We start from the raw sequence: 20,476 nt of genomic DNA, 5'->3' as shown, positions 1-20,476 counted from the left end.
GAACAGGTGCGACGGCTCGGTGGTCTGGAAGCCGAAATCATGGACCGTCTCTGGGACTGGGGACGGCCCGCCACGGTCCGGGAAGTCGTCGACGACATCAACCGGACCCGGCCGGTCGCCTACACGACCGTCATGACGGTCGCGGACATCCTGCACCGCAAGGGCATGCTCCGGCGCGAGAAGGCCGGACGCGCCTGGCTGTACGAGGCGCTGCGCAGCCGCGAGGAGTACACCGCGAGCCTGATGCAGGAGGCGCTGGGCAGCACCGGGAACCGGCAGGCCGCGCTCCAGCACTTCGTGCGGCACATGTCACCGGAGGACGTGTCCGCTCTGGCGGCCGCCCTGCGCGCCTCGGGCCACCACTTCGCGGACGAGGCGGCACCGCCGAGGCCGTTGTGAACCGACTCGGTGAACGGCCCCGCCGTACCCGTGCGTTGGCGTGCGTTGGCGTGCACGCGCATATCCGCTCTGGTCGTTCGAGGTGCCGCGGTTCGACGGGAGCACCGAACACGCCGTGGCGCGACAGGACTTCGGCCCGGCGGCCCGGCGCGAGCGATCGCTTACGCCGTCGAGCGCGCGCGGTCGGCGAGCAGTCGCACCGGCGCGTGACGACCGTCACATTACTAAGCAGCATCGGAGATCTGCGGCCTGCTCTGTGACAAGGTGTGATGAGAGAGCTTCGCGCATTCACAAGGGGGGCTGCGTCGCGGTGATCAATGGCAGTGGCGGTGCGGGGGTGCAATCCACTGATCTGGCTCTCACTCTCTACCGGCATCTTCGGGCACGGGGCGCGTCCAGCCTGCGCAGGGCCGCGTGCGACATGGGTCTGTCGGAGGACGACCTCGGGCGATGCCGGGAAGAGCTGACCGATCTCGGTCTGGTCGTCCGAACCGGCCGACTGCACGCCAACCGCCTCGAACCCGACACGCCGGACGAGGCCGAGAGCGACGTCGTCACGGTCATCGCGCCCGAGATCGCCCTGCTGCGACTGCTGGAGCGCGAGCGCACCCGGCTGCGCAACCACCTGGAGCAGGCCGACCGGGCGCACCACACGCTGAAGACGCTCGCCGGCAACTTCCTGCACACGGAGACGCTGGCCCGGACGGTCGGCGTGGAGATCGAGATCCTTTCCGACTACCGGCGTATCCAGCAGGTGCTGGAGGACATCACGGTGACGGTACAGAGCAACCTCGCCTCGATGCACCCGATCGCACGGGGCCGGGAGATCCCCGAGCGCGCCCTCGACCGCGACCGGCGGCAGATCGAGAAAGGGGTCCAGGTCCGCTCCATCTTCAGCCAGCGTCTGACATCGGTGCCCGAGGACGCGGAGCATCTGCGGATGAAAGCGAAGCTCGGCGTCCAGGTGCGCCTGTCACCCGTCGTCCCCATGAACATGATCATCGCGGACGGGCAGTTCGCGATCCTTCCGGTCGACCCGGAGGACGGCTCGGCCGGCGCCATCCTCGCGCGCGGCTCCGCGATCGTGCGGTCGTACCAGACATTGTTCGAGCACTGCTGGCACACCGCGACGCCGTACGGGGAGCAGGCGCCGCCCGCGCGCGGCGGGGACGGGCTCTCGGAGCAACAGCGGGCGGCGCTGCGCATGCTGGCCTCGGGGATGAAGGACGAGAAGGTGGCGCGCAGCCTCGGCGTCTCGCTGCGCACGGTGAGCCGGATGATCTCCGAGCTGATGCAGGAACTCGGCGCGTCCAGCCGCTTCGAGCTGGGCGTGCGGGCCGCGCGGCTCGGCTGGCTCGGCTGAACACCGCTGCCGCGCGCGGGATTTGCCGGCCGTCGCCGTCGTCGCGCGCCCCGAGCGCCCGGTGAACCAAGAGGTACGATGCGTCCAGACTTTTGGTCTCACCAGCCGGCGGGGGAGATGGCACGCGAAGCGGTGGCGCAGGGGTGCGAGGCGGCGATCCGCCAACTCCGCGAGGCGGGGCTGCGGGTCACCAGCGCGCGCCTGGAAGTGCTTCAGGTGCTCGCGTCGGGCGATCACTTCGATGTCGAGAGCCTGACGGCCGCGGCCCGCGAACGGCTGGGCACCCTCACCTCCCAGGCCGTCTACGAAATGCTGCGGCATTTCCTGGAAGCCGGTCTGGTCGCGAAATTCGAGCGACCTGGCTGGCCGGCGGTTTTCGAAATGGGGGGCCCTCGGCACCAGCATGCGCTGTGCGTGAAGTGCGGGCGCGTGGAGAATGTCGTGCACCGCGCTCCCGTGCTGCCGCGGAAAGATCTGCCGGACTGGGATGTGAGCGACGCGGATATTATTTTCAAGGGCTGGTGCCCGGACTGTCGTCCGGCGGTTTCCACAGCCGGATGACGGGCGGGGGCCGGGTGAGATGGCCGTCCGACTCACCCGGCGCCGGGGAATGCGCCGCGTCAGATCACCGCGGTCGCCGTCGGCCAGTTGTTGTCCGGGGACGTGGCGCTGGGCCAGTTGTTGCCGGCCACCGAGTGGTGTGCGGAGTGCGTTCCCGTGGCGGTGGCCGCGACCGTTCCCCCCGTCATGGCGGTGCAGACGAGCGCGGCCAGAGTGAACTGGCGGGCGGCGGTGCGGAAGTCGGCGGTGTGGGAAGGCGCGGACACTTTTCCTCCAGGAAACGAGCGATGATTTCCGTCCTCGGGCCCGTGCCGCCGGGCGTGTTCCGAAGACATTTCCATAATCGCCCTTCCTGGACTCCGAGTCCATGTTTCCTCAAGTCGTAGACCCGCCATGGCGCAGATAAGACGCGGGGCGTTTTTTGGGGAAGCCAACACCTTTGGTCAGCCCAAATAAACTGCTAGGCTCAGCCCACGGCCCTTCTGCGCCTCCGGGAGGAAGCGGCCGCCGGGGCAGGAGCGTGCCGCCGCTTCTGCCCCACCTCGGGCACCGGGCACCCGGAGGTGATCACGCCGCGACGCCGGTCGACACCCGCAGGCCCTGCATCACATCGGTCCACAACTCGTGTACGCCGAGCGCCCACAGCGCGAGGGCGTCCTGGTCGGACGGGTGTTCGGCGTGCCGGGCGAACAGCGCCTGCACCCGGTCGGGGCGCAGTTGCCCGGTGCGCCGCAGCCGTGCGGGCGAGAGCAGGTCGCGCAGGGTCCACAGCAGCGGCCCGTCGGCGGCGAGCATCGCGGACAGGGGCAGTGTGAAGGGCTGATGGGGCCGGCGCAGCGTGGCGGCCGGGAGCAGCCCCCGCCCGGCCTCGTACAACGCCCTTTTGCCGGTGCGCAGTTCTACGGGCAGCCGGTGGGCCAGGGCCGCAACGCCCGGCTGGCAGAACGGCATCCGGGCCTCGACCGCCCACGCCATGCTCAGATGGTCCACGCGCCGCAAGTGGTACGCGGGCAGCCGGCGGCGCGTCTCGAACCGCTGGAGCGCCCCGGCCCGTTCGGTGCCGCAGGCGCGCAGTTCGGCCGTGACCCGGTCGGCCGCGGAACCGTGCTCCGTGATGAACGCCCGGTACTCGGGGGTGTACAGCCACTCCCGGAGCAGCCGGGGCACGGCCGCCAGCGCGTCGGCGTAGACCGCCGTCCAGTCGGACCCGGCGGGCGCCGCCAGGGCGGTGCCGAACCGGTCGTAGCCGCCGAAGAGTTCGTCCGCGCCGTCCCCGGTGAGCGCCGCGGTGAACCCTGCCTCGCGCACCGCCCGGAACAGCGCGTAGGTGCTGACGGTGGTCGGATCGGCGTGCGGCTGGCCCAGATGGCGCACCGTGCGGGTCAGCAGCGAGGGCAGCTCGGCGGGATCGAGGACGACTTGGTGGTGCCGGGTGCAGGCGCGCTTGGCGACGGCCTTCGCATAGGTGTGCTCGGCGCCCGGCAGCCGGCCGCGGTAGCCGAGGTGGAAGGTGTGCAACGGCTCGGTGCGCTCCGCGGCGAGGGCGGTCACCAGGCCCGAGTCCAGGCCGCCGCTGGTCAGGGCGCACAGCGGCACGTCGACGTCGGCGAGCCGGCGCACCTCTCGGCGCAGGGTCTCCCGCACGTCCGCGGCCGACGGCGCCGGCTCGCCGCGGGGCGCCGCGGCGCGCGGTCCGCAGCGCAGCATCCGCAGCCCCTCGCCCCCGCGGGCCACCGCGACGCTTGCCGGCGGCAGGACGCGGATGCCGCGCAGGGCGGTCTCGGTGCCGAAGGGCGTCCGGATGGACAGGACGGTGTCGAGGGTGTCCTCGCGCGGCGTGCCGGGCACCCCGTCGAAGGCGAGCAGCGCGGGGATCTCGGAGGCGAACCGCAGGGCGCCGCGCGGACCCTGGTGGTAGTGCAGGGGTTTCATGCCCATCGCGTCCACGGCCAGGACGAGTTGGGGCCGGCGCTCGCGCAGGTCGAGGACGGCGATCGCGAACATTCCGTCCAGCCGGTCGGTGAAGGAGGGACCGAACTCGGTGTAGAGGGCGGGCAGCAGGCTGCCGTCGCAGCGGTCCGGGAAGCGGTGGCCGCGGGCGGTCAACTGCCCCCGCAGCTCCTGGTGGTTGTAGATCTCGCCGTTCAGTACGGCCAGTACGCCGGGCGCCGTCGGCAGGGTGAAGGGCTGGGCGCCGCCCGCCGGGTCGGTCACGGCGAGCCGGTCGCACCCGAGGGACCAGCCCCGGCCGGTGCGGACCCCGCGGGCGTCCGGCCCCCCGTGCCGCTGCCGGGCCGACACGGTGGCCAGTTCGGCGCCGGTGGCCGCGACCGCGAAGGAGCCGAAGATCCTGCACATGCTGGTGGCCTCCGAGAGGTGGTTCCCGCGTGGTTTCGGAGCAACAAAATATCGGCGGAATGCCGACTGTTGATCTGGCGCGTTGGTGTCATGGCGTCCACGCGCCAGGGGAACCGCCTCGTCCGGTCGGTGGTCGGCCGAAGACGACGTGCCGCACCCACGGGACAGTCGCCGGGGCGCCCGCTCGGCCAACTCGGTGGAGTGCGGGGCGGGGATCTCCTGGAGACGGCCGGCTCCCAGAGGCCGCAGGCCATGCCGCAGTCATTCTCCCCGGTCGTCCGATCCCGTACCCCTAGGGGGTACAGTGACGTGCCAGAAGGAGCGCACCGTGCGCGCGGCTCGGAAAGGGGATGGCGGCAGGTGACGTACCGGCGGATCGGTTCCCGGAGCGGTGCGGCGCGCCGGTCCTGGGCCGCCGTGCTGACGCTGCTCGCTGCTCTCGTCGTCCTGGTCCACCACGACGTGGGCCCGGTCCCCACCGCATCCGCGACCCCCATCACCACCATGACCACCATGACCGCGGGATCCGGGATGTCCGGGACGGCGCGCACCGCGCACCGCGCCGACGGGCACCGGCGGCACACGGCCGCGCTGACCTCGGCCATGGACCACGGCATGGACCACGACATGGGCGGCGCCTGCGCCGGCGCGCAGCACTGCGCCTCCGGCGCCATCGGCTCACCGCAGTGGATCGCGCCGCCGACCGTGCCGGTGCACACCATCGAGGGCGCGCCGCCGGGCGGTGTCCTCGCCGGGCGCGGCCTTCCGGGCAACCCGCACCGCGCGCCGCCGGACCTCTCCCGCCTCTCCCGACTGCTGATCTAGGCCGCCACCGCGCGGCCCGTACCCCCGTACACCGTGGGGGCGATGCCGCATGCGCGCAGGTCAACGGCATCTCGATCCAGAAGAGGCATCCCCCATGAACAGCATCAACCGTCGTTCCGCCCTGGCCGGTCTCGCCGCCGCCGGGGCGGGAGCGCTCGCCGCGTGCGGCGGCTCCGGGTCCGCGCCGGCCCTGGTGAGCCCCGACAGCAAGGTGGTCGCCACCACCGAGAGGAAGCGCAAGGGCACCGGAAAGGTGCGCGACGTGACCCTGACCGCGGCGCCCGCCATGCTCGAACTCGGCGCCAAGGTGACGGCCAAGAGCTGGGCCTACGGCGGCCGCACGCCGGGCAAGGAGATCCGCCTCTCCGCCGGTGACACCCTCGTCGCCGAACTCTCCAACCAGCTCCCCGACCGGACCGCGACGTCCGTCCACTGGCACGGCATCGCCCTGCGCGCCGACATGGACGGCGTGCCCCCGGCCACCCAGGACGCGGTGCGCGCCGGCCGCACCTTCACCTACCGCTTCCTCGCCGACACCCCCGGCACCTACTTCTTCCACCCGCATGTCGGCGTCCAGCTCGACCGGGGACTGCACGCCCCGCTGATCGTGGAGGACCCGAGGGAACCGCTGTCGTACGACGACGAGTGGGTCGTCGTCCTGGACGACTGGATCGACGGCGTCACCGGCACCCCCGACCAGGTCCTCGCCGAACTGAGCCACGGCATGGGCGACATGGATATGGGCGACATGGATATGGGCGGCGGCGACGTAGGCAAGGGTGGCGAGGCGGCGTCCGGCTCGATGAAGTTCATGCTCATGGGCGCCCGGAGCAGCCTGCTCGGCGGCGACGCCGGTGACGTCGCGTACCCGTACCACCTGGTCAACGGCCGCGTGCCGGCCGACCCCGACGTCTACACCGGCAAGCCCGGCACGCGGGTGCGGCTGCGCGTCATCAACGCCGGCGGCGACACGGCGTACCGGGTCGCGCTCGGCGGTCACAAGCTGACCATCACCCACACGGACGGCTTCCCGGTCGCCCACCAGCGGGTGGACGCGCTGCTGGTGGGCATGGGGGAGCGGTACGACGTCCTCGTCACCCTCGCCGACGGGGTCTTCCCGCTGGTCGCCCGCGCCGAGGGCAAGAACGCCGGCGGTATGGCACTGGCGCGCACCGGCTCCGGCGCCGCGCCGAAGCCGACCGTCCGCCCGAAGGAACTGGACGGCATGATCATGTCCGCCGCCGGACTGAAAGCCGCCGCCGACGTCCGCCTGGAGACGAAGAAGACCGACCGCGTCCACCGGATCGAACTCACCGGCGGCATGGCGCAGTACGACTGGGGCATCAACGGCAGGCGCTACGACATGAAGCGCCCCACCGCCCACCCCCTCCTGGTCGAGCAGGGCGAGCGGGTCCGGCTGGACTTCGTCAACAAGACGGACATGTGGCATCCGGTGCACCTGCACGGACACACGTACCAGCTCGGCACGGGCGGCCCGCGCAAGGACACCACCATCGTGCTGCCCGGCCGGACGGTGTCCGTGTACTTCGACGCCGACAACCCCGGCCAGTGGATGCTGCACTGCCACAACGCCTACCACGGCGAGGCGGGGATGATGGCGCTGCTCGCGTACCAGGCGTGACGGCACGAGGGGTGCGGGCCACGCGGCCCGCACCCCTCGTCCGGTGCGTCAGACGTTGCGCCGGTACTGGCCGCCCACCTCGAAGAACGCCTCGGTGATCTGCTGGAGGGTGCACACCCGCGCGGCGTCCATGAGCACCGAGAAGACGTTGTCGCCGTCGACCGCCGCCGCCTTCAGGGCGGTCAGCGCGGCGTGCGCCTCCTGCTGGTGCCGGGACTGGAAGTCGCGCACCCGCTCCAGCTGGGAGCGCTTCTCCTGCTCCGTGGCACGGGCCAGCTCGATGGCACCCGGTTCGGCGCCCTCCGCGTGCGGGTTGCGGAAGGTGTTGACGCCGATGATCGGCAGCGAACCGTCGTGCTTGCGCTGCTCGTACAGCATCGACTCGTCCTGGATACGGCCCCGCTGGTAACCGGTCTCCATCGCGCCGAGCACGCCCCCGCGCTCGCTGATCCGCTCGAACTCCAGCAGCACCGCCTCCTCGACCAGGTCCGTCAACTCGTCGATGATGAACGACCCCTGGAGCGGGTTCTCGTTCATCGCGAGGCCCCACTCCCGGTTGATGATCAGCTGGATGGCCAGGGCCCGGCGGACGGACTCCTCGGTCGGGGTGGTGACCGCCTCGTCGTAGGCGTTGGTGTGCAGGCTGTTGCAGTTGTCGTAGATGGCGATGAGCGCCTGGAGCGTGGTGCGGATGTCGTTGAAGTCCATCTCCTGGGCGTGCAGGGAGCGGCCCGAGGTCTGGACGTGGTACTTGAGCTTCTGGGAACGCTCGTTGGCGCCGTACTTCCGCTTCATCGCGATCGCCCAGATCCGGCGGGCGACCCGGCCGAGCACCGAGTACTCGGGGTCCATGCCGTTGGAGAAGAAGAACGACAGGTTGGGCGCGAAGTCGTCCACGTCCATGCCGCGCGCCAGGTACGCCTCCACATAGGTGAAGCCGTTGGCGAGGGTGAACGCGAGCTGGCTGATCGGGTTCGCGCCCGCCTCGGCGATGTGGTAGCCGGAGATGGACACCGAGTAGAAGTTGCGGACCTTGTGCGCGATGAACCACTCCTGGATGTCGGCCATCATCCGAAGCGAGAACTCGGTGGAGAACAGGCAGGTGTTCTGGCCCTGGTCCTCCTTGAGGATGTCGGCCTGCACCGTGCCGCGCACGCCGGCCAGCGCGTCGGCGCGCAGCCGCTCGGCCTCCTCGGCGGTGGGCTCGCGGCCCTCGGCGGCGCGGAACCGGTCGATCTGCTGGTCGATCGCGGTGTTGAGGAAGAACGCCAGCACGGTGGGCGCCGGGCCGTTGATCGTCATCGAGACCGAGGTCGTCGGCGCGGTCAGGTCGAAGCCGTCGTACAGCGCCTTCATGTCCTCCAGGTGCGCGACCGAGACGCCGGAGGTGCCGACCTTGCCGTACACGTCCGGGCGCTCGCCGGGGTCGCGGCCGTAGAGGGTGACCGAGTCGAAGGCGGTGGACAGCCGGGTGGCGGGCTGGCCCTCCGAGAGCAGCTTGAAACGCCGGTTGGTGCGGAACGGGTCGCCCTCCCCGGCGAACATCCGCGCCGGGTCCTCGCCGTCGCGCTTGAAGGGGAACACCCCGGCGGTGAACGGGAAGTAGCCGGGCAGGTTCTCCCGCCGCCAGAACCGCACCAGCTCACCGTGGTCGGTGAAGCGGGGCAGCGCCACGCGGGGGATCTTGTTGCCGGACAGCGACTCGCGGGTCAGCTTGGTGCGGATCTCCCGGTCGCGCACCCGCACGACCTGCTCGTCGCCGGAGTACGACGCGACGACGGCGGGCCAGTTCTCGATCTGCTCGCCGACCTCGTGCGGGAGCTGCTTGCGGGCGTCGGCGAGCAGCGCGGCCACGTTGTCCGCGTCCGAACCGGCCGCGGCCAGCTCGTCCTTGACCAGATCGAGGCGCTGCACCCGCCGGGCCGCCTCGGCGAGCACCTCGGTCTCGGCGTGGTACGCGCGGACCGTCTCGGTGATCTCCGCGAGGTAGCGCACCCGGTCCGCGGGCACCACCTGGCGGATCCCGGAGGAGTGGCGCACGTCGACGGGCGCGAGGGTGCCCTCCTCGATGTGCAGCCCCTTCGCGTCCAGCTCCGCTTTCAGGTGCTGGAAGAGGGCGGTGACCCCGTCGTCGTTGAAGGTCGCGGCCGAGGTGCCGTACACCGGCATGTCCTCGGGCTTCTTGTCGAACGCCTCGCGGTTGCGCACCAGTTGGCGGCTCACGTCGCGCAGCGCGTCCTTGGCGCCGCGCCGCTCGAACTTGTTGACCGCGACCACGTCGGCGAAGTCGAGCATGTCGATCTTCTCCAGCTGGGAGGCGGCGCCGAACTCCGGCGTCATCACGTACAGCGAGGTGTCGACGAACGGCACGATCGCCGCGTCGCCCTGGCCGATGCCCGGCGTCTCCACGATCACCAGGTCGTACCCGGCGGCCTTGACCACGTCGATCACATCGGTGAGGTGTTCGGGCAGCTCCCGGCTGCCGCGCGTGGCCAGGCTGCGGAAGAACACCCGGTTGCCGTCGAGGGAGTTCATCCGGATCCGGTCGCCGAGCAGCGCGCCGCCGCCGCGCCGCCGGGTCGGGTCGACCGCGATCACCGCGATGCGCAGCTTGTCCTGCTGGTCCACGCGGAAGCGGCGCACCAGCTCGTCGGTCAGCGAGGACTTGCCGGAGCCGCCGGTGCCCGTGATGCCGAGCACCGGCACCACCCGCCCGGCCGCGGCGGTCCGCAGCCGGGTCAGGAACTCCGGGGGCAGCTTGCCGAGTTCGGCGCCCGTGATGGCGCGGGCGGTGGCGAACCGGTCGCCCGCGAGCACGGCGTCCACGTCGGCGGGCTTGCCCTCCCACAGGTCGAAGTCGCAGTCCCGCACCACCGAGTTGATCATCCCGGCGAGGCCCATCCGCTGCCCGTCCTCGGGCGAGAAGATGGTCACCCCGTGCGTGCGCAGCCGGGTGATCTCCTCGGGCACGATCACCCCGCCCCCGCCGCCGACCACCCGGATGTGCTCCGCGCCCCGCTCGCGCAGCGACTCGACCAGGTACTCGAAGTACTCGACATGGCCGCCCTGGTACGAGGAGACGGCCACGCCGTGCGCGTCCTCCTCCAGCGCCGCGTTCACGACCTCCTGCACCGACCGGTTGTGCCCGAGGTGGATCACTTCGGCGCCCTGCGACTGGAAGATCCGCCGCATGATGTTGATCGACGCGTCGTGCCCGTCGAACAGAGCGGATGCGGTGACCAGGCGTACGGGGTGCACGGGGGAGTGCAGTTCGCTCATCGGGGGCCTTCCGGGACAGGTCGGGGGACGCTGATCAGAGAAATACTAGGACGTCCTAGTAAAGCGCAGAAGTCGAACGAGATGTGACCAGGCACACAGTCGGCGAAGCCTTTTTGTGAATCCGGATCAGTGTGCGGGTGGGGCGCACGGTGTCGGACCGCCCCGCTTCACCCGCCGTCACTTCACTACTTCCACCGCAAGTGAATCTTGAGTAGTCTCCGCTGGCGCATTCGGTCGCACGACGGCACCGCCGCGGTTCTCGATCCCTCTGAGAAAGCTGATCATGAAGCGAACCCTTTACGAAGCCGAGCACGAGGACTACCGCGAGAGCGTGCGGGCCTTCGTCAGCAAGCACGTGGTGCCGCACTACGCGGACTGGGACAAGGCCGGCATCGTGCCCCGTGAACTGTTCACCGGTCTGGGCGAGCTGGGCGCGCTCGGCATCGCCGTGCCCGAGGAGTTCGGTGGCGCGGGGATCAAGGACTTCCGCTACAACACGATCCTGCACGAGGAGGGCGCGCGGGTGGGCGCCATCCCGGCGATCCTCGGCCCGACCCTGCACGCGGACGTGGTCCTGCCCTACTTCCTCGACCAGACCGACGACGAGCAGAAGGCGCGCTGGCTGCCCGGCATCGCCTCCGGCGAGCTGATCACGGCGGTCGCGATGACCGAGCCCGGCACCGGTTCCGACCTGTCCGGCATCCGCACCAAGGCCGTCCGCGACGGCGACCACTACGTCATCGACGGCGCGAAGACGTTCATCACCAACGGCATCAACGCCGACCTGGTCGTCGTCGCCGTCCGCACGGGCGAGCACCCGCACCGCGGGCTGAGCCTGATCGTCGTGGAGCGCGGCACGCCGGGCTTCGAACGCGGCCGCAAGCTGGAGAAGGTCGGCCTGCACGCGCAGGACACCGCCGAGCTGGTCTTCACCGGCGCCAGGGTGCCGGCGGCCAACCTGCTCGGTCAGGAAGGCGAGGGGTTCTTCGCCCTGACGCGCAACCTCGCGCAGGAGCGGATGTCGGTCGCGATCGCCGGTCTGGCGCAGGCGACGGCCGCCTTCGAGTGGACCGTCGAGTACGTGCGCGAGCGCAAGGCGTTCGGCAAGCCGATCGGCTCCCTCCAGGTGACCCGGCACCGCCTCGCCGAGCTGTCCACCGAGATCGAGATCGCCCAGCACTACCTCGACCGCTGCGTACTGGCCCTGAACTCGGGTGAGTTGACGGTGGTCGACGCCGCCAAGGCCAAGTGGTGGTGCACCGAGCTCCAGGGCCGGGTCATGGACGCCTGCGTCCAGCTGCACGGCGGGTACGGCTACATGCTGGAGTACCCGATCGCGCGGGCCTGGCAGGACAGTAGGGTGAGCCGGATCTACGCGGGCACGACCGAGATCATGAAGGAGATCATCGGCCGTTCGCTGGAACTCGGCTAGCCCACGGGTCCAGGAGGAGTCGGCTGGCCTGTCTGGGGGTGCCGGTGAGGGTCGAGGTCGGGACGGAGGCCGCGGGTATGGGGGGTGGCGCCGCTGCGGTCCGTACGGGGGTGACGGGGGGCGGCGTTGGCGGTCCGGGGCCGCTCGCATCGAGCGGTACGGCGGTGGCGGGGGCCGGTGGGGAGACGGCCGACGGGAGCGGTACGGCGACGGCGGCGTCCGGTGCGGGCCCGGTCGCCGCGAGCGGTACGGCGGTGGCGGGGGCCGGTGGGGAGACGGCCGACGGGAGCGGTACGGCGACGGCGGCGTCCGGTGCGGGACCGGTCGCCGCGAGCGGTACGGCGGTGGCAGGGGCCGGTGTGGAGGCGGCCGCTCCGCTCGTGCGGGCGACGCGTCCGCGCAACCGGCGGGAGCTGATCATCGCCGCCGCGCGGGAGCTGTTCTCCCGCGACGGCTACGCCAACGCGGCGATGAGCGACATCGCGGCCGCCGTGGGCATCGGCCCCTCCGCCCTGTACCGGCACTTCGGCGGCAAGCAGCAGCTGCTGCACGCCGTCGTCGCCGAGGCTCTCGACTCCTGCCTGGCCGGGCTTTACCCGGCGGGCCCCGGCGAACTCGACGTCCTGGTACGGGACTTCGCCGAGTCCGCGCTGGCCCGGCGCGAGCTGGGCGTGCTCTGGCAGCGCGAGGCCCGGCATCTGCCCGCCGAGCAGTACGCGGAGCTCACCCGGCGGCTGCACGCGGCCCGGCGCACCCTCGCCGGCCAGCTGACCGCCGCCCGGCCGGGGCTGGACCCCGGCCACACCGAGCTGCTGTCCTGGGGCACGCTCGGCGTGGCGGCGAGCCTCGCCTACCAGCATGTGGAGCTGGCGGAGCCCGATCTCGTCGCGGGCCTGATGCACCGGGTCGCGACCTCGGCCCCGCCCGGACTCGGCGCACCCCGACTCGACGCGCCGCGCGGTGTGTTGCGCCACCGCTCCCGCCGGGAGGCGCTGCTCGCCGCCGCGACCGAGCTGTTCGCCGAGCGCGGCTACGCCTCGGTCAGCCTGGAGGACACCGGCGCGGCCGTCGGGATCGCCGGGCAGAGCATCTACCACCACTTCGCCAGCAAACACGACCTCCTCGCCACCGCCGTGCACCGCGGCGTCGAACGGCTGTGGGTCGACCTCGCCGAGGTGCTCGCCTCGGCGAGGGACCACGCGGGGGCGCTGCGACGCCTGGTGTGGCGCTACACCCGCAACGCGCTGGTCTCCCGCCACCTGGTGACGGTGATCGCCACCGAGGCCGAGCACCTCCAGGAGGCGGACCGGCTGCGCGCCCGGCAGTTCCAGCGCGACTACATCGCCGAGTGGCTGCACCTGCTGGGCGCGGTCCACCCGGCCATGACCCCGGCCGAGGCCCGCGTCCGGGTGCAGAGCGTCCTCACCGTCGTCAACGACGTGGCCCGCACCCCCCGGCTCGCCACCCGGCCGGGGATAGACCGCGCCCTGCACCAACTGGGCTGCGAACTGCTGGAGTTGGACACCGGGCCACTGCCGGGGTGACGGCTCCGGGCAGGGGGGAGGGGCAGTGCGCGAGTCGTCGTACGGGCGGACGGGCGGTCGTACGGCCGCAGCCGGCCTACCGCGAACCCGCCGCCACCGGCTGCGGGCCCGCCGCGATGACCGCGTCCAGCAGCCCGCGCGACGCCTGGAGATCGTCGATCGTGCGGCTGATCCGCTCCCGCTCCCGGCGCAGCCCCGCGACCAGCTCCGGACAGACCGGCACCAGCCGCTCACCCTCGTCGCGGACGCACGGCAGCACCCGCGCGATGGTGTCCGTGGTCAGCCCGGCGGCGAGCAGGGTGCGGATGTGGCGGACCGTCTCGACGTCCTTCTCCTCGTAGACGCGGTACCCGCTGGGCAGGCGCTCGGGTGCCAGCAGGCCCTGCTCCTCGTAGTAGCGCAGTAGCCGCTCGCTGACGCCTGTGCGCCGCACCATCTCACCGATCCGCATCGCGGCCCTCCCCGGCTTGACTCTCACACCGGTGTCAGACTTTAGCGTGAGCTCCGACGCGGGACCACGACGGTCACCGCGCGGCCGTAACCCGGCCTGGACCATGAGGAGTTGTCGCCATGCGCGCTGTCCGGATCGACGCCCACGGCGGGCCCGAGGTGCTCACCGTACGAGAGGTCGCCGCACCGGAGCCGGCCTCGGGGCCGGAGTCGAAGCCGGAACCGGAGTCGGGGCCGGGTGCCGGTGAGGTGCTGGTGCGGACCGTCGCGAGCAGTCTGAACCCGGTGGACTGGAAGACCCGTGCCTGGGACGTGGGCCCTGCCCTGCCGGCGACGCTGGGCTGGGACCTGGCCGGCATCGTCGTGGCGAGCTCCGCGCCCCGGTTCGCGGTCGGCGACCGGGTGATCGCGATGTCCGCGCAGCTGGCCACCGGCCTGGGCACCTGGGCCGAACTGGTGCGCCTGCCTGCCCGGTTGCTCGCCCACGCCCCCACGACGCTCACCCTCGCGGAGGCCGCGACGCTGCCGCTCGCCGGGACCACCGCGGTACAGGCCCTCGCGGCGCTGCGCCTGGAGAGCCGCACCCGGCTCCTGGTCACCGGGGCCGCGGGTGCCGTGGGCGGCCTGGCGGTCCAACTGGCCCGGCAGGCGGGCGTGTCGGTCGACGGCCTGGTCTCCCGCCCCGAACACGTGGAGGTGGTGCGGGAGTTCGGCGCCTCGACCGTGACGCGCTCCGCCGCGGAGCTTCCGCCGGGGGCGTACGACGCCGTGCTCGACACGGCGGGCGTCGATGTCTCCCGCGCGCTCGCCGACGGGGGGTCGTACATCTCGGTCGCCGACGCGCCCCTGCCGGACGTGCCGGGCGCCGCGAAGAACTACGTCCAGGAGAGCGCCGAGGACCTCACGGAACTGGCCGGCCTGGTCGACGCGGGACGGCTGAAGGTACGGGTGGCCGCGCACTACCCCTTCACGCAGGTGCGCGCGGCCCACGAACGCTTCGAGGCGGGCGGCCTGTCGGGCAAGGTCGTACTGCTGTTCTGAGCCCGCCGGTGCCAAAGCCGCCGGCACCCGGATGGCAGACCCGGCCCGGCGGCAGACGCGGACCTGAAGGCGGCCGACCTGGCCGGCCCGCTTCCCTACGCCGATGACACGCACTACCCGTCCCCAACCGCGCCCCGTCCACCGCCCGTTCGGGCAACCGCTCTGCCCTCGCGTACCTGGCGTCTGCCGCCGCGGGCCTGTATCCAGAGGGCCGGAGCCTAGTGAAGGAGCCCCTATGCACGCCCGAGACACCGCGGAGGCGGCCGAGCGCACCGGCACCCGCAAGGCGTCGGCTCCGAGTGCCCCGGCGCGGCAGGCTCCGGGCGCGCTGGCACCGCTCCAGCGCAGCGTCGGCAACGCGGCCGTGGTACGGATGCTGCGCCGGGACCAAGAAGCGGCCGGACACGGCGCCGAAGAGGAGACGGTCCAACGGTCCGCCGTACACGGGGTGTTGCGCGCCCCCGGACGGCCGCTGGCGGAGCCGGTCCGGCAGGAGATGGAGGCGCGGTTCGGGGCGGACTTCTCCGATGTGCGCGTCCATGACGACGCGGCCGCCCAGTCCTCCGCCGCCGGTCTCGGCGCCCGCGCCTACACCTCCGGCAGCCATGTGGTGATCGGACCCGGCGGCGCCGACCGGCACACGCTCGCCCACGAGTTGACCCATGTCCTCCAGCAGCGGCAGGGCCCGGTCGCGGGCACACCGACCGGCGACGGACTGCGGGTCAGCGATCCCGCCGACCGCTTCGAGCGGGCCGCCGAGGCCAACGCCCACCGGGTGCTCGCCGGCCCGGTGCCTTCCGCGCGGCAGGAGCGGGAGGAGAGCGCCGGCCGGTCGGTCGCCCAGGCCGGAGGGTCCGTGCAGCGCTTCACGGACCAGGACGTGGAGGGCATGGGGGAACTGCGGGTCTCGGCCGGCGGCGCCTTCGCCATCGTCGACGGCGCGCACTACCTGTGGGTACGGGCCGACGCCCTCGGCACGATCTCCCCCGCCCTCCAGTCGGACAACCAGCAGGCCGACTTCCTGGGCGCGACCTACCACCGCTACTCGCTGGGCGGCGATGTGCTGAACCAGTGCCTGCACGTGGCCGAGGAGATCATCAACAACCGCGTCAACCAGCTGCCGCACGGCCAGTACGCCAGCACCATCGACACCTTCAGCAACAAGAAGGGCGCTCGCACCGAGTTCTTCGGCCAGCCCAGCGACGGGACCAACCGCCGGATGGCCAGGGAGTTCACCGGCGCCCGCGACGAGGCCGCGAACCCCCAGGTGGGCCAGGCGTTCGTGATCGTCGCGCTGAAGCCCGGAGACAGGAAGATGAGCCAGTTCCACGCGGCCGCGGTGGTGGCCAGGGACGGCGACGACTGCGTCACCCTGGAAGCCTTCGCCGGTGACGAGGAGCAGCTTGAGCCCGCCGCCGCCCGGATGTACACCGTCAACGGGGGAGAGCTGTCGTTCCACGGCTACTGGTCGGGCGAGGAGATGTACTACCACGGCGTCAGCGCCACCACGGTGATCATCAACCCCAATCCCGCTCTCTGACCGGCCCGGCGGGGCCGGGGCCGCGGGCCGGCGTCACCCCTGTCCGAACAGCTTCGCCGCGTTGTGGTGGCACACGGCCCGCAGCCACTCTTCCCCGAGGTCCAGCCGTTCCAGGGCGTGCAGTTGGTGGAGGTAGGGGTAGGGGATGTTGGGGAAGTCGGTGCCGAGCAGGACGCGGTCGCCGAGCTGCGCGAGCCGGGGCAGGGCCCGGCGGGGGAACGGCATGAACGCCTCGGTGAAGTCGGTGAACGCCATCGTCGTGTCCAGCCGTACCTCCCGGTACCGCTCGGCGAGGCCGAGGAACTCCTCGTACTCGGGCATCCCCAGGTGCGCGACGATCAGCCGCAGCTCCGGGTGGCGCGCCAGCACCCGCGCGATCGGTCCGGGGCCGGTGTGTTTGCCGGGCGCGGGCCCGGAGCCGCAGTGGATCACCACGGGGATCCGCGCCTCGGCCAGTACTCCCCAGGCCGGCTGGAGCAGTTCGTCGGCCGGGTCGTATGCCCCCACCTGCACATGCGCCTTGAACACCCGCGCGCCCGCCTCGATCGCCTCGCGGACGTACGTCTCGACGCCCGGCTCGGGAAACAGGGTGGCGGTGTGCAGGCAGTCGGGGGTCCGCCGGGCGAAGTCGGCCGCCCAGCCGTTCAGCCAGCGGGCCATGCCGGGCTTGTGCGGGTAGAGCATGGCGGTGAAGGCGCGGACGCCGAACCGCCGCAGCACCGCGGCGCGTTCGGCCTCCTGCTGCCGGTAGCTGATCGGCCAGGCGAGCCCGCCGGTCAGCGGACCCCGCGCGTCGAAGTACTCCCAGACCCTGTGCAGGACCCGCTCGGGCATGAAGTGCGTGTGCACGTCGAGCAGACCGGGCAGCCCGAGCCGGCCCCAGAAACGCCGGACCTCCGCGGCTTCCTCGTCGGTGCGGCTCGCCGAGGTGGCGGGGAGGGGGTCGCCGGGGACCGGACGGTGATCATTCATGCCGGCCACGATCGTCCCGCGCCCTCGGTCCCGTCAATCACGTCCTTCGGCGGAGCGAGTACGGCCGTCAGCCGGCGCGCGGGGTGAGGACCGTACGGTCGAACGGGCCGCCGTGCGCCGCCGCGTACGCGATGGCGTCGTTGACGGAGTCGAGCGGGAACGTCCGGACCCGGTCGGGGGTCAGGTCGAGCGCGCCGGACGCGACGAGCCGGATCATGCCGGTGTTCGCCGGACGCGGGCCCAGCCACTGCCCCCGCACGGTGACCGAGTTGCGCATGAGCCATGGATAGGGGAGGGCGAGGTCCGCGCCGCCGAGCATGCCGACGCCGCCCATGAGGACGACGCGGCCGAACTCGCGGACGCTCATCGCCGCCACCCGCGTCACCGAGCTGGGCGCGGAGGGCGGGAGAAGGTCGATCACCACGTCGACCGGGCCTTGTGCGGCCGTGGACAGGGCGGCCCGGTCCACGGCCTCCTCACCGGTCAGTACGACCGGCCGCACGCGCCGCCCGAACCGTTCGGCGAGCAGGGCGAGCGCGGCGCGGTTGCGGCCCGGCGTGATCACCCGGCCCGCCCCCATGGCGAGCGCCACGGCGACCGCGGCGCTGCCGAGATTCCCGGTGGACCCGCTGACCAGCACCGTCTCCCCGGCTTCGAGGCCGGCCGCGAGCAGGCCGCCGTAGGGGACGAGGTAGACGCCGAGACAGGACCAGTGCGCCGGGTCGTCCCGTGCCTCGGCCGGCAGGGCGTGGACGTTCTCCGTCGGCACCCGCATGAACTCCGCGAACGCCCCGTCGGGCAGGTGCCGGGCGAGCCTGGCGCCGCCTTCGCCGCGGGAGCTCAGGCCCTGGAGCATGATGTCGGGGGTCAGCGCGTCGTCGCGCGAACGCACCGTCGGATCGCACCACACCAGGTCGCCGACGCCCAGCCTGGTGGCGTCCGGGCCGATCCGCACGACTCGTCCCACACCGCCGAAGCCCGGTATCACCGGAGGTTCGAGCGGGTAGTTCCGCCGGCCACCGAAGACCTCCCCGGCGTACGGCAGGACGCATGTGGCCAGGACCTCGACCAGGACTTCACCCCCGTCCACCCGAGGCTCGGGCATGGTTCGCACGGTGAGCGGGGCACCGAACCGGTCCAGAACTGCTGCTCGCATCCGCGGGCCTCCTTGATCGCCTGCTTCGAGGCTAGGGACACCCAGGGCATGCGCCAAGCGACGATCCCGCACAGGTGGTATGCATAGTGCGCATGGACTTCTCCAGCACGGCGCTGCGCGTTCTGCGGCAGGTCGCCGACTCCGGTAGCTTCACCGCGGCCGCCGCCCAGCTCGGCTACACCCAGTCGGCGATCTCCCGCCAGGCGGCGGCCCTCGAACGGAGCGCGGGCGCCGTCCTGTTCGAGCGCCGCTTCGACGGGGTGCGGCTCACCCCGGCCGGACTGACCCTGCTCCGGCACGCGCGGACGATCCTGGACTCCGTCACGGCGGCCGAGCAGGAACTCACCGGCTCCGCCGCACCGACGGCCCTGGTGCGGCTCGGGCTGTTCCCCAGCGCGGGCGCGGTGATCCTGCCCGAAGTGCTCACCCGGCTCGCGGCGATCGGCCCGCACATCACCGTCACCACCCGCGAGGGCACCACGCCCGCCCTGCTCCGGGCCCTGCGCGCGGGCTCCGTCGACCTCGCCGTCCTGACGTCCCGTCCGCCGCACCGGCCGTCGGACGGCGAGTCGCCCCGGCTGCACATCGAAACCGTCGAGGACACCGAACTCCTGCTCGGGGCCCCGACGACCGGCCTGTTCTCCGGCCGGACCGCGGTGCACATCGACGAACTCGTCGACGCTCCCTGGATCGCCACCCCGTCCACGAGCACCGAACCCCTGCTCGGCGTCTGGCCCGGACTGCCCGGCCGGCCGCGGATCGTCCACACCACACGGGACTGGCTGACGAAACTGCGGCTGGTCGCGGGCGGTTTCGGCGTGACGACGATCCCGTCCCGCATGTCCCCGGTGCTGCCGCACGGCGTGCGGCTGCTGCGCGTGGACGGAGTGCCCGCCGAGGTCCGCCGGATCCTCACGGCCCGGCTTCCCGGCCGACCGGGACCGGGAGTCACCGAGGCCCTGCGAGCGATCACCTCGGCGCTCTGATCCATCGCGGTGGTCCCGGCCGTCCCCGCCGTGGCGGTGGCATCCCGACGACGGTACGGACCCGGCGCCGGCCCTCAGTGTGGGGCCGACGCCGGTATCCGCTCCAGCACCCCGCCCGCGAACACGTCGTACAGCGGCAGCGTCTCCAGGTGGACGTAGCCGATGTGGCAGTCGCACACCGCGAGCGGACAGGCCCGCGGCCGCAGCGCCCGCCGGTACGAGCCGTCGTAGAGGTTTCCCAGCTCCGTGCGGACGAAGTGGCAGCGGCGCACCGTGCCCTCGCCGTCCACCGACACGACCGACTCCCCGGTACGGCAGGGCAGGCCCGCGCTGCGGTGCGGATGGCGGCTGTAGCCGAACAGCGGATCCAGCGCCGTCCACTCGGCGGCCTCCGCGTCCGTGTAAGTGTGCCCCTCGGCGGCGTTGACCCACAGATACACCTGCTCCGGCAGCTCCGCGCGCAGCCGGCGGGCGTGCTCCAGGTGCTCGGGCAGACCGACCACACCGACACTGTGCCGGATCCCGCGGGCGGCCAGATCACGGCACTTGGCGAGAAAGCGGTCGTACGGCGTCTGCCCCGGATGGTACGTGCACCACAGCGCGAGCGTGTCCGGGTCGGCGGCCGACAGCCAGTCGGTGCGGCAGCTGAGGTTGGTCTGGATCGCCACCCTGCGGATGTGCGGCAGCCGGCTCAGCTCCACGAGCGCCCGCCGGTACCAGGACCGCACCAGGCCCTCGCCCCACGGCGTGAACAGCAGCGAGAGCCGGTCGCCCTCCTGGGCCGCCGCCCACCCGGCGAACCGCTCCAACGCTGCGCGATCGGCGGCCAGTTGGGCACGGCTGTCGCGCCGCTTGGCGAACGGGCAGTACGGGCAGTCGTAGTCGCACGACGCCAGCGGGCCCCGGTAGAGAATCGTCAGGTCCATGC

At 72.2% G+C, this 20,476-nt stretch carries 17 protein-coding genes; 10 read left to right on the top strand and 7 right to left on the bottom strand.

What is annotated here, in order from left to right; all coding sequences use genetic code 11:
- Positions 1 to 6: 6 nt before the first annotated feature.
- The 3 genes from AC069R_RS18010 (at position 7) to AC069R_RS18000 (ending at position 2,323) form a co-directional block, all read left to right on the top strand.
- The gene (locus AC069R_RS18010) at positions 7 to 399 is read left to right on the top strand and encodes a BlaI/MecI/CopY family transcriptional regulator (RefSeq protein ID WP_478767759.1); all 393 of its coding nucleotides are present in this window, start codon (positions 7 to 9) and stop codon (positions 397 to 399) included.
- Positions 400 to 820: 421 nt separating this feature from the next.
- Complete coding sequence (locus AC069R_RS18005; protein WP_478767758.1) at positions 821 to 1,762, top strand: helix-turn-helix transcriptional regulator; 942 nt, start codon at positions 821 to 823, stop codon at positions 1,760 to 1,762.
- 117 nt (positions 1,763 to 1,879) lie between these two features.
- Positions 1,880 to 2,323, top strand: coding sequence for a Fur family transcriptional regulator (locus AC069R_RS18000; protein WP_478767757.1), 444 nt, complete (start codon positions 1,880 to 1,882; stop codon positions 2,321 to 2,323).
- A 59-nt stretch (positions 2,324 to 2,382) separates the two neighbouring features.
- On the opposite strand, the gene AC069R_RS17995 is transcribed toward AC069R_RS18000, so the two are convergent.
- The gene (locus AC069R_RS17995; RefSeq protein WP_478767756.1) at positions 2,383 to 2,589 is read right to left on the bottom strand and encodes a hypothetical protein; all 207 of its coding nucleotides are present in this window, start codon (positions 2,587 to 2,589) and stop codon (positions 2,383 to 2,385) included.
- 301 nt (positions 2,590 to 2,890) lie between these two features.
- Positions 2,891 to 4,681: an asparagine synthase (glutamine-hydrolyzing) gene (asnB, locus tag AC069R_RS17990; protein ID WP_478767755.1), complete on the bottom strand. Its 1,791-nt coding sequence runs from the start codon at positions 4,679 to 4,681 to the stop codon at positions 2,891 to 2,893.
- 360 nt (positions 4,682 to 5,041) lie between these two features.
- Between asnB and AC069R_RS17985 the strand changes: the two genes are divergently transcribed.
- Positions 5,042 to 5,506 (top strand): hypothetical protein, encoded by a 465-nt coding sequence (locus AC069R_RS17985; protein ID WP_478767754.1) that lies wholly within the window; start codon positions 5,042 to 5,044, stop codon positions 5,504 to 5,506.
- Between the two features lie 94 nt (positions 5,507 to 5,600).
- A complete protein-coding gene (locus tag AC069R_RS17980) occupies positions 5,601 to 7,148 on the top strand; it encodes a multicopper oxidase family protein (RefSeq protein WP_478767753.1) in 1,548 nt (515 codons plus the stop codon).
- Between the two features lie 48 nt (positions 7,149 to 7,196).
- On the opposite strand, the gene icmF is transcribed toward AC069R_RS17980, so the two are convergent.
- Positions 7,197 to 10,427, bottom strand: coding sequence for a fused isobutyryl-CoA mutase/GTPase IcmF (gene icmF, locus AC069R_RS17975; RefSeq protein ID WP_478767752.1), 3,231 nt, complete (start codon positions 10,425 to 10,427; stop codon positions 7,197 to 7,199).
- Between the two features lie 283 nt (positions 10,428 to 10,710).
- Between icmF and AC069R_RS17970 the strand changes: the two genes are divergently transcribed.
- Both AC069R_RS17970 and AC069R_RS17965 read left to right on the top strand, forming a co-directional pair.
- Positions 10,711 to 11,859: an acyl-CoA dehydrogenase family protein gene (locus AC069R_RS17970; RefSeq protein ID WP_397988037.1), complete on the top strand. Its 1,149-nt coding sequence runs from the start codon at positions 10,711 to 10,713 to the stop codon at positions 11,857 to 11,859.
- A 164-nt stretch (positions 11,860 to 12,023) separates the two neighbouring features.
- Positions 12,024 to 13,403, top strand: coding sequence for a TetR/AcrR family transcriptional regulator (locus AC069R_RS17965; RefSeq protein ID WP_478767751.1), 1,380 nt, complete (start codon positions 12,024 to 12,026; stop codon positions 13,401 to 13,403).
- Between the two features lie 76 nt (positions 13,404 to 13,479).
- On the opposite strand, the gene AC069R_RS17960 is transcribed toward AC069R_RS17965, so the two are convergent.
- Positions 13,480 to 13,854, bottom strand: coding sequence for a MerR family transcriptional regulator (locus AC069R_RS17960; protein ID WP_478767750.1), 375 nt, complete (start codon positions 13,852 to 13,854; stop codon positions 13,480 to 13,482).
- A 119-nt stretch (positions 13,855 to 13,973) separates the two neighbouring features.
- Between AC069R_RS17960 and AC069R_RS17955 the strand changes: the two genes are divergently transcribed.
- Together AC069R_RS17955 and AC069R_RS17950 are read left to right on the top strand one after the other, a co-directional pair.
- Positions 13,974 to 14,894, top strand: coding sequence for an NADP-dependent oxidoreductase (locus AC069R_RS17955; RefSeq protein WP_478767749.1), 921 nt, complete (start codon positions 13,974 to 13,976; stop codon positions 14,892 to 14,894).
- A 235-nt stretch (positions 14,895 to 15,129) separates the two neighbouring features.
- Entirely contained in the window at positions 15,130 to 16,434 is a 1,305-nt protein-coding gene (locus AC069R_RS17950; protein WP_478767748.1) for an eCIS core domain-containing protein, read from the top strand.
- Positions 16,435 to 16,467: 33 nt separating this feature from the next.
- Here the strand turns inward: AC069R_RS17950 and AC069R_RS17945 are convergent, their stop codons facing one another.
- The gene (locus tag AC069R_RS17945) at positions 16,468 to 17,406 is read right to left on the bottom strand and encodes an amidohydrolase family protein (protein ID WP_478767747.1); all 939 of its coding nucleotides are present in this window, start codon (positions 17,404 to 17,406) and stop codon (positions 16,468 to 16,470) included.
- A gap of 67 nt (positions 17,407 to 17,473) precedes the next feature.
- The gene (locus tag AC069R_RS17940) at positions 17,474 to 18,562 is read right to left on the bottom strand and encodes an alcohol dehydrogenase catalytic domain-containing protein (protein WP_478767746.1); all 1,089 of its coding nucleotides are present in this window, start codon (positions 18,560 to 18,562) and stop codon (positions 17,474 to 17,476) included.
- A gap of 92 nt (positions 18,563 to 18,654) precedes the next feature.
- Between AC069R_RS17940 and AC069R_RS17935 the strand changes: the two genes are divergently transcribed.
- Positions 18,655 to 19,548: a LysR family transcriptional regulator gene (locus AC069R_RS17935; protein ID WP_478767745.1), complete on the top strand. Its 894-nt coding sequence runs from the start codon at positions 18,655 to 18,657 to the stop codon at positions 19,546 to 19,548.
- Positions 19,549 to 19,622: 74 nt separating this feature from the next.
- On the opposite strand, the gene AC069R_RS17930 is transcribed toward AC069R_RS17935, so the two are convergent.
- Entirely contained in the window at positions 19,623 to 20,474 is an 852-nt protein-coding gene (locus tag AC069R_RS17930) for an STM4011 family radical SAM protein (protein ID WP_478767744.1), read from the bottom strand.
- Positions 20,475 to 20,476 lie beyond the last annotated feature (2 nt).

It is taken from the genome of Streptomyces sp. NPDC043952 (genome assembly GCF_056435325.1).
Note: the sequence above shows the minus strand (reverse complement) of the source record. Positions and strands in the feature narration are given on the sequence as shown.

Excerpts from the sequence above, each read along its gene's own strand:
- AC069R_RS18005 (WP_478767758.1), top strand. The coding sequence starts at position 821 with ATGGGTCTGTCGGAGGACGACCTCGGGCGATGCCGGGAAGAGCTGACC.
- AC069R_RS18000 (WP_478767757.1), top strand. The coding sequence starts at position 1,880 with ATGGCACGCGAAGCGGTGGCGCAGGGGTGCGAGGCGGCGATCCGCCAA.
- asnB (WP_478767755.1), bottom strand. The coding sequence starts at position 4,681 with ATGTGCAGGATCTTCGGCTCCTTCGCGGTCGCGGCCACCGGCGCCGAA.
- AC069R_RS17980 (WP_478767753.1), top strand. The coding sequence starts at position 5,601 with ATGAACAGCATCAACCGTCGTTCCGCCCTGGCCGGTCTCGCCGCCGCC.
- icmF (WP_478767752.1), bottom strand. The coding sequence starts at position 10,427 with ATGAGCGAACTGCACTCCCCCGTGCACCCCGTACGCCTGGTCACCGCA.
- AC069R_RS17970 (WP_397988037.1), top strand. The coding sequence starts at position 10,711 with ATGAAGCGAACCCTTTACGAAGCCGAGCACGAGGACTACCGCGAGAGC.
- AC069R_RS17960 (WP_478767750.1), bottom strand. The coding sequence starts at position 13,854 with ATGCGGATCGGTGAGATGGTGCGGCGCACAGGCGTCAGCGAGCGGCTA.
- AC069R_RS17955 (WP_478767749.1), top strand. The coding sequence starts at position 13,974 with ATGCGCGCTGTCCGGATCGACGCCCACGGCGGGCCCGAGGTGCTCACC.
- AC069R_RS17950 (WP_478767748.1), top strand. The coding sequence starts at position 15,130 with ATGCACGCCCGAGACACCGCGGAGGCGGCCGAGCGCACCGGCACCCGC.
- AC069R_RS17945 (WP_478767747.1), bottom strand. The coding sequence starts at position 17,406 with ATGAATGATCACCGTCCGGTCCCCGGCGACCCCCTCCCCGCCACCTCG.
- AC069R_RS17940 (WP_478767746.1), bottom strand. The coding sequence starts at position 18,562 with ATGCGAGCAGCAGTTCTGGACCGGTTCGGTGCCCCGCTCACCGTGCGA.
- AC069R_RS17935 (WP_478767745.1), top strand. The coding sequence starts at position 18,655 with ATGGACTTCTCCAGCACGGCGCTGCGCGTTCTGCGGCAGGTCGCCGAC.
- AC069R_RS17930 (WP_478767744.1), bottom strand. The coding sequence starts at position 20,474 with ATGGACCTGACGATTCTCTACCGGGGCCCGCTGGCGTCGTGCGACTAC.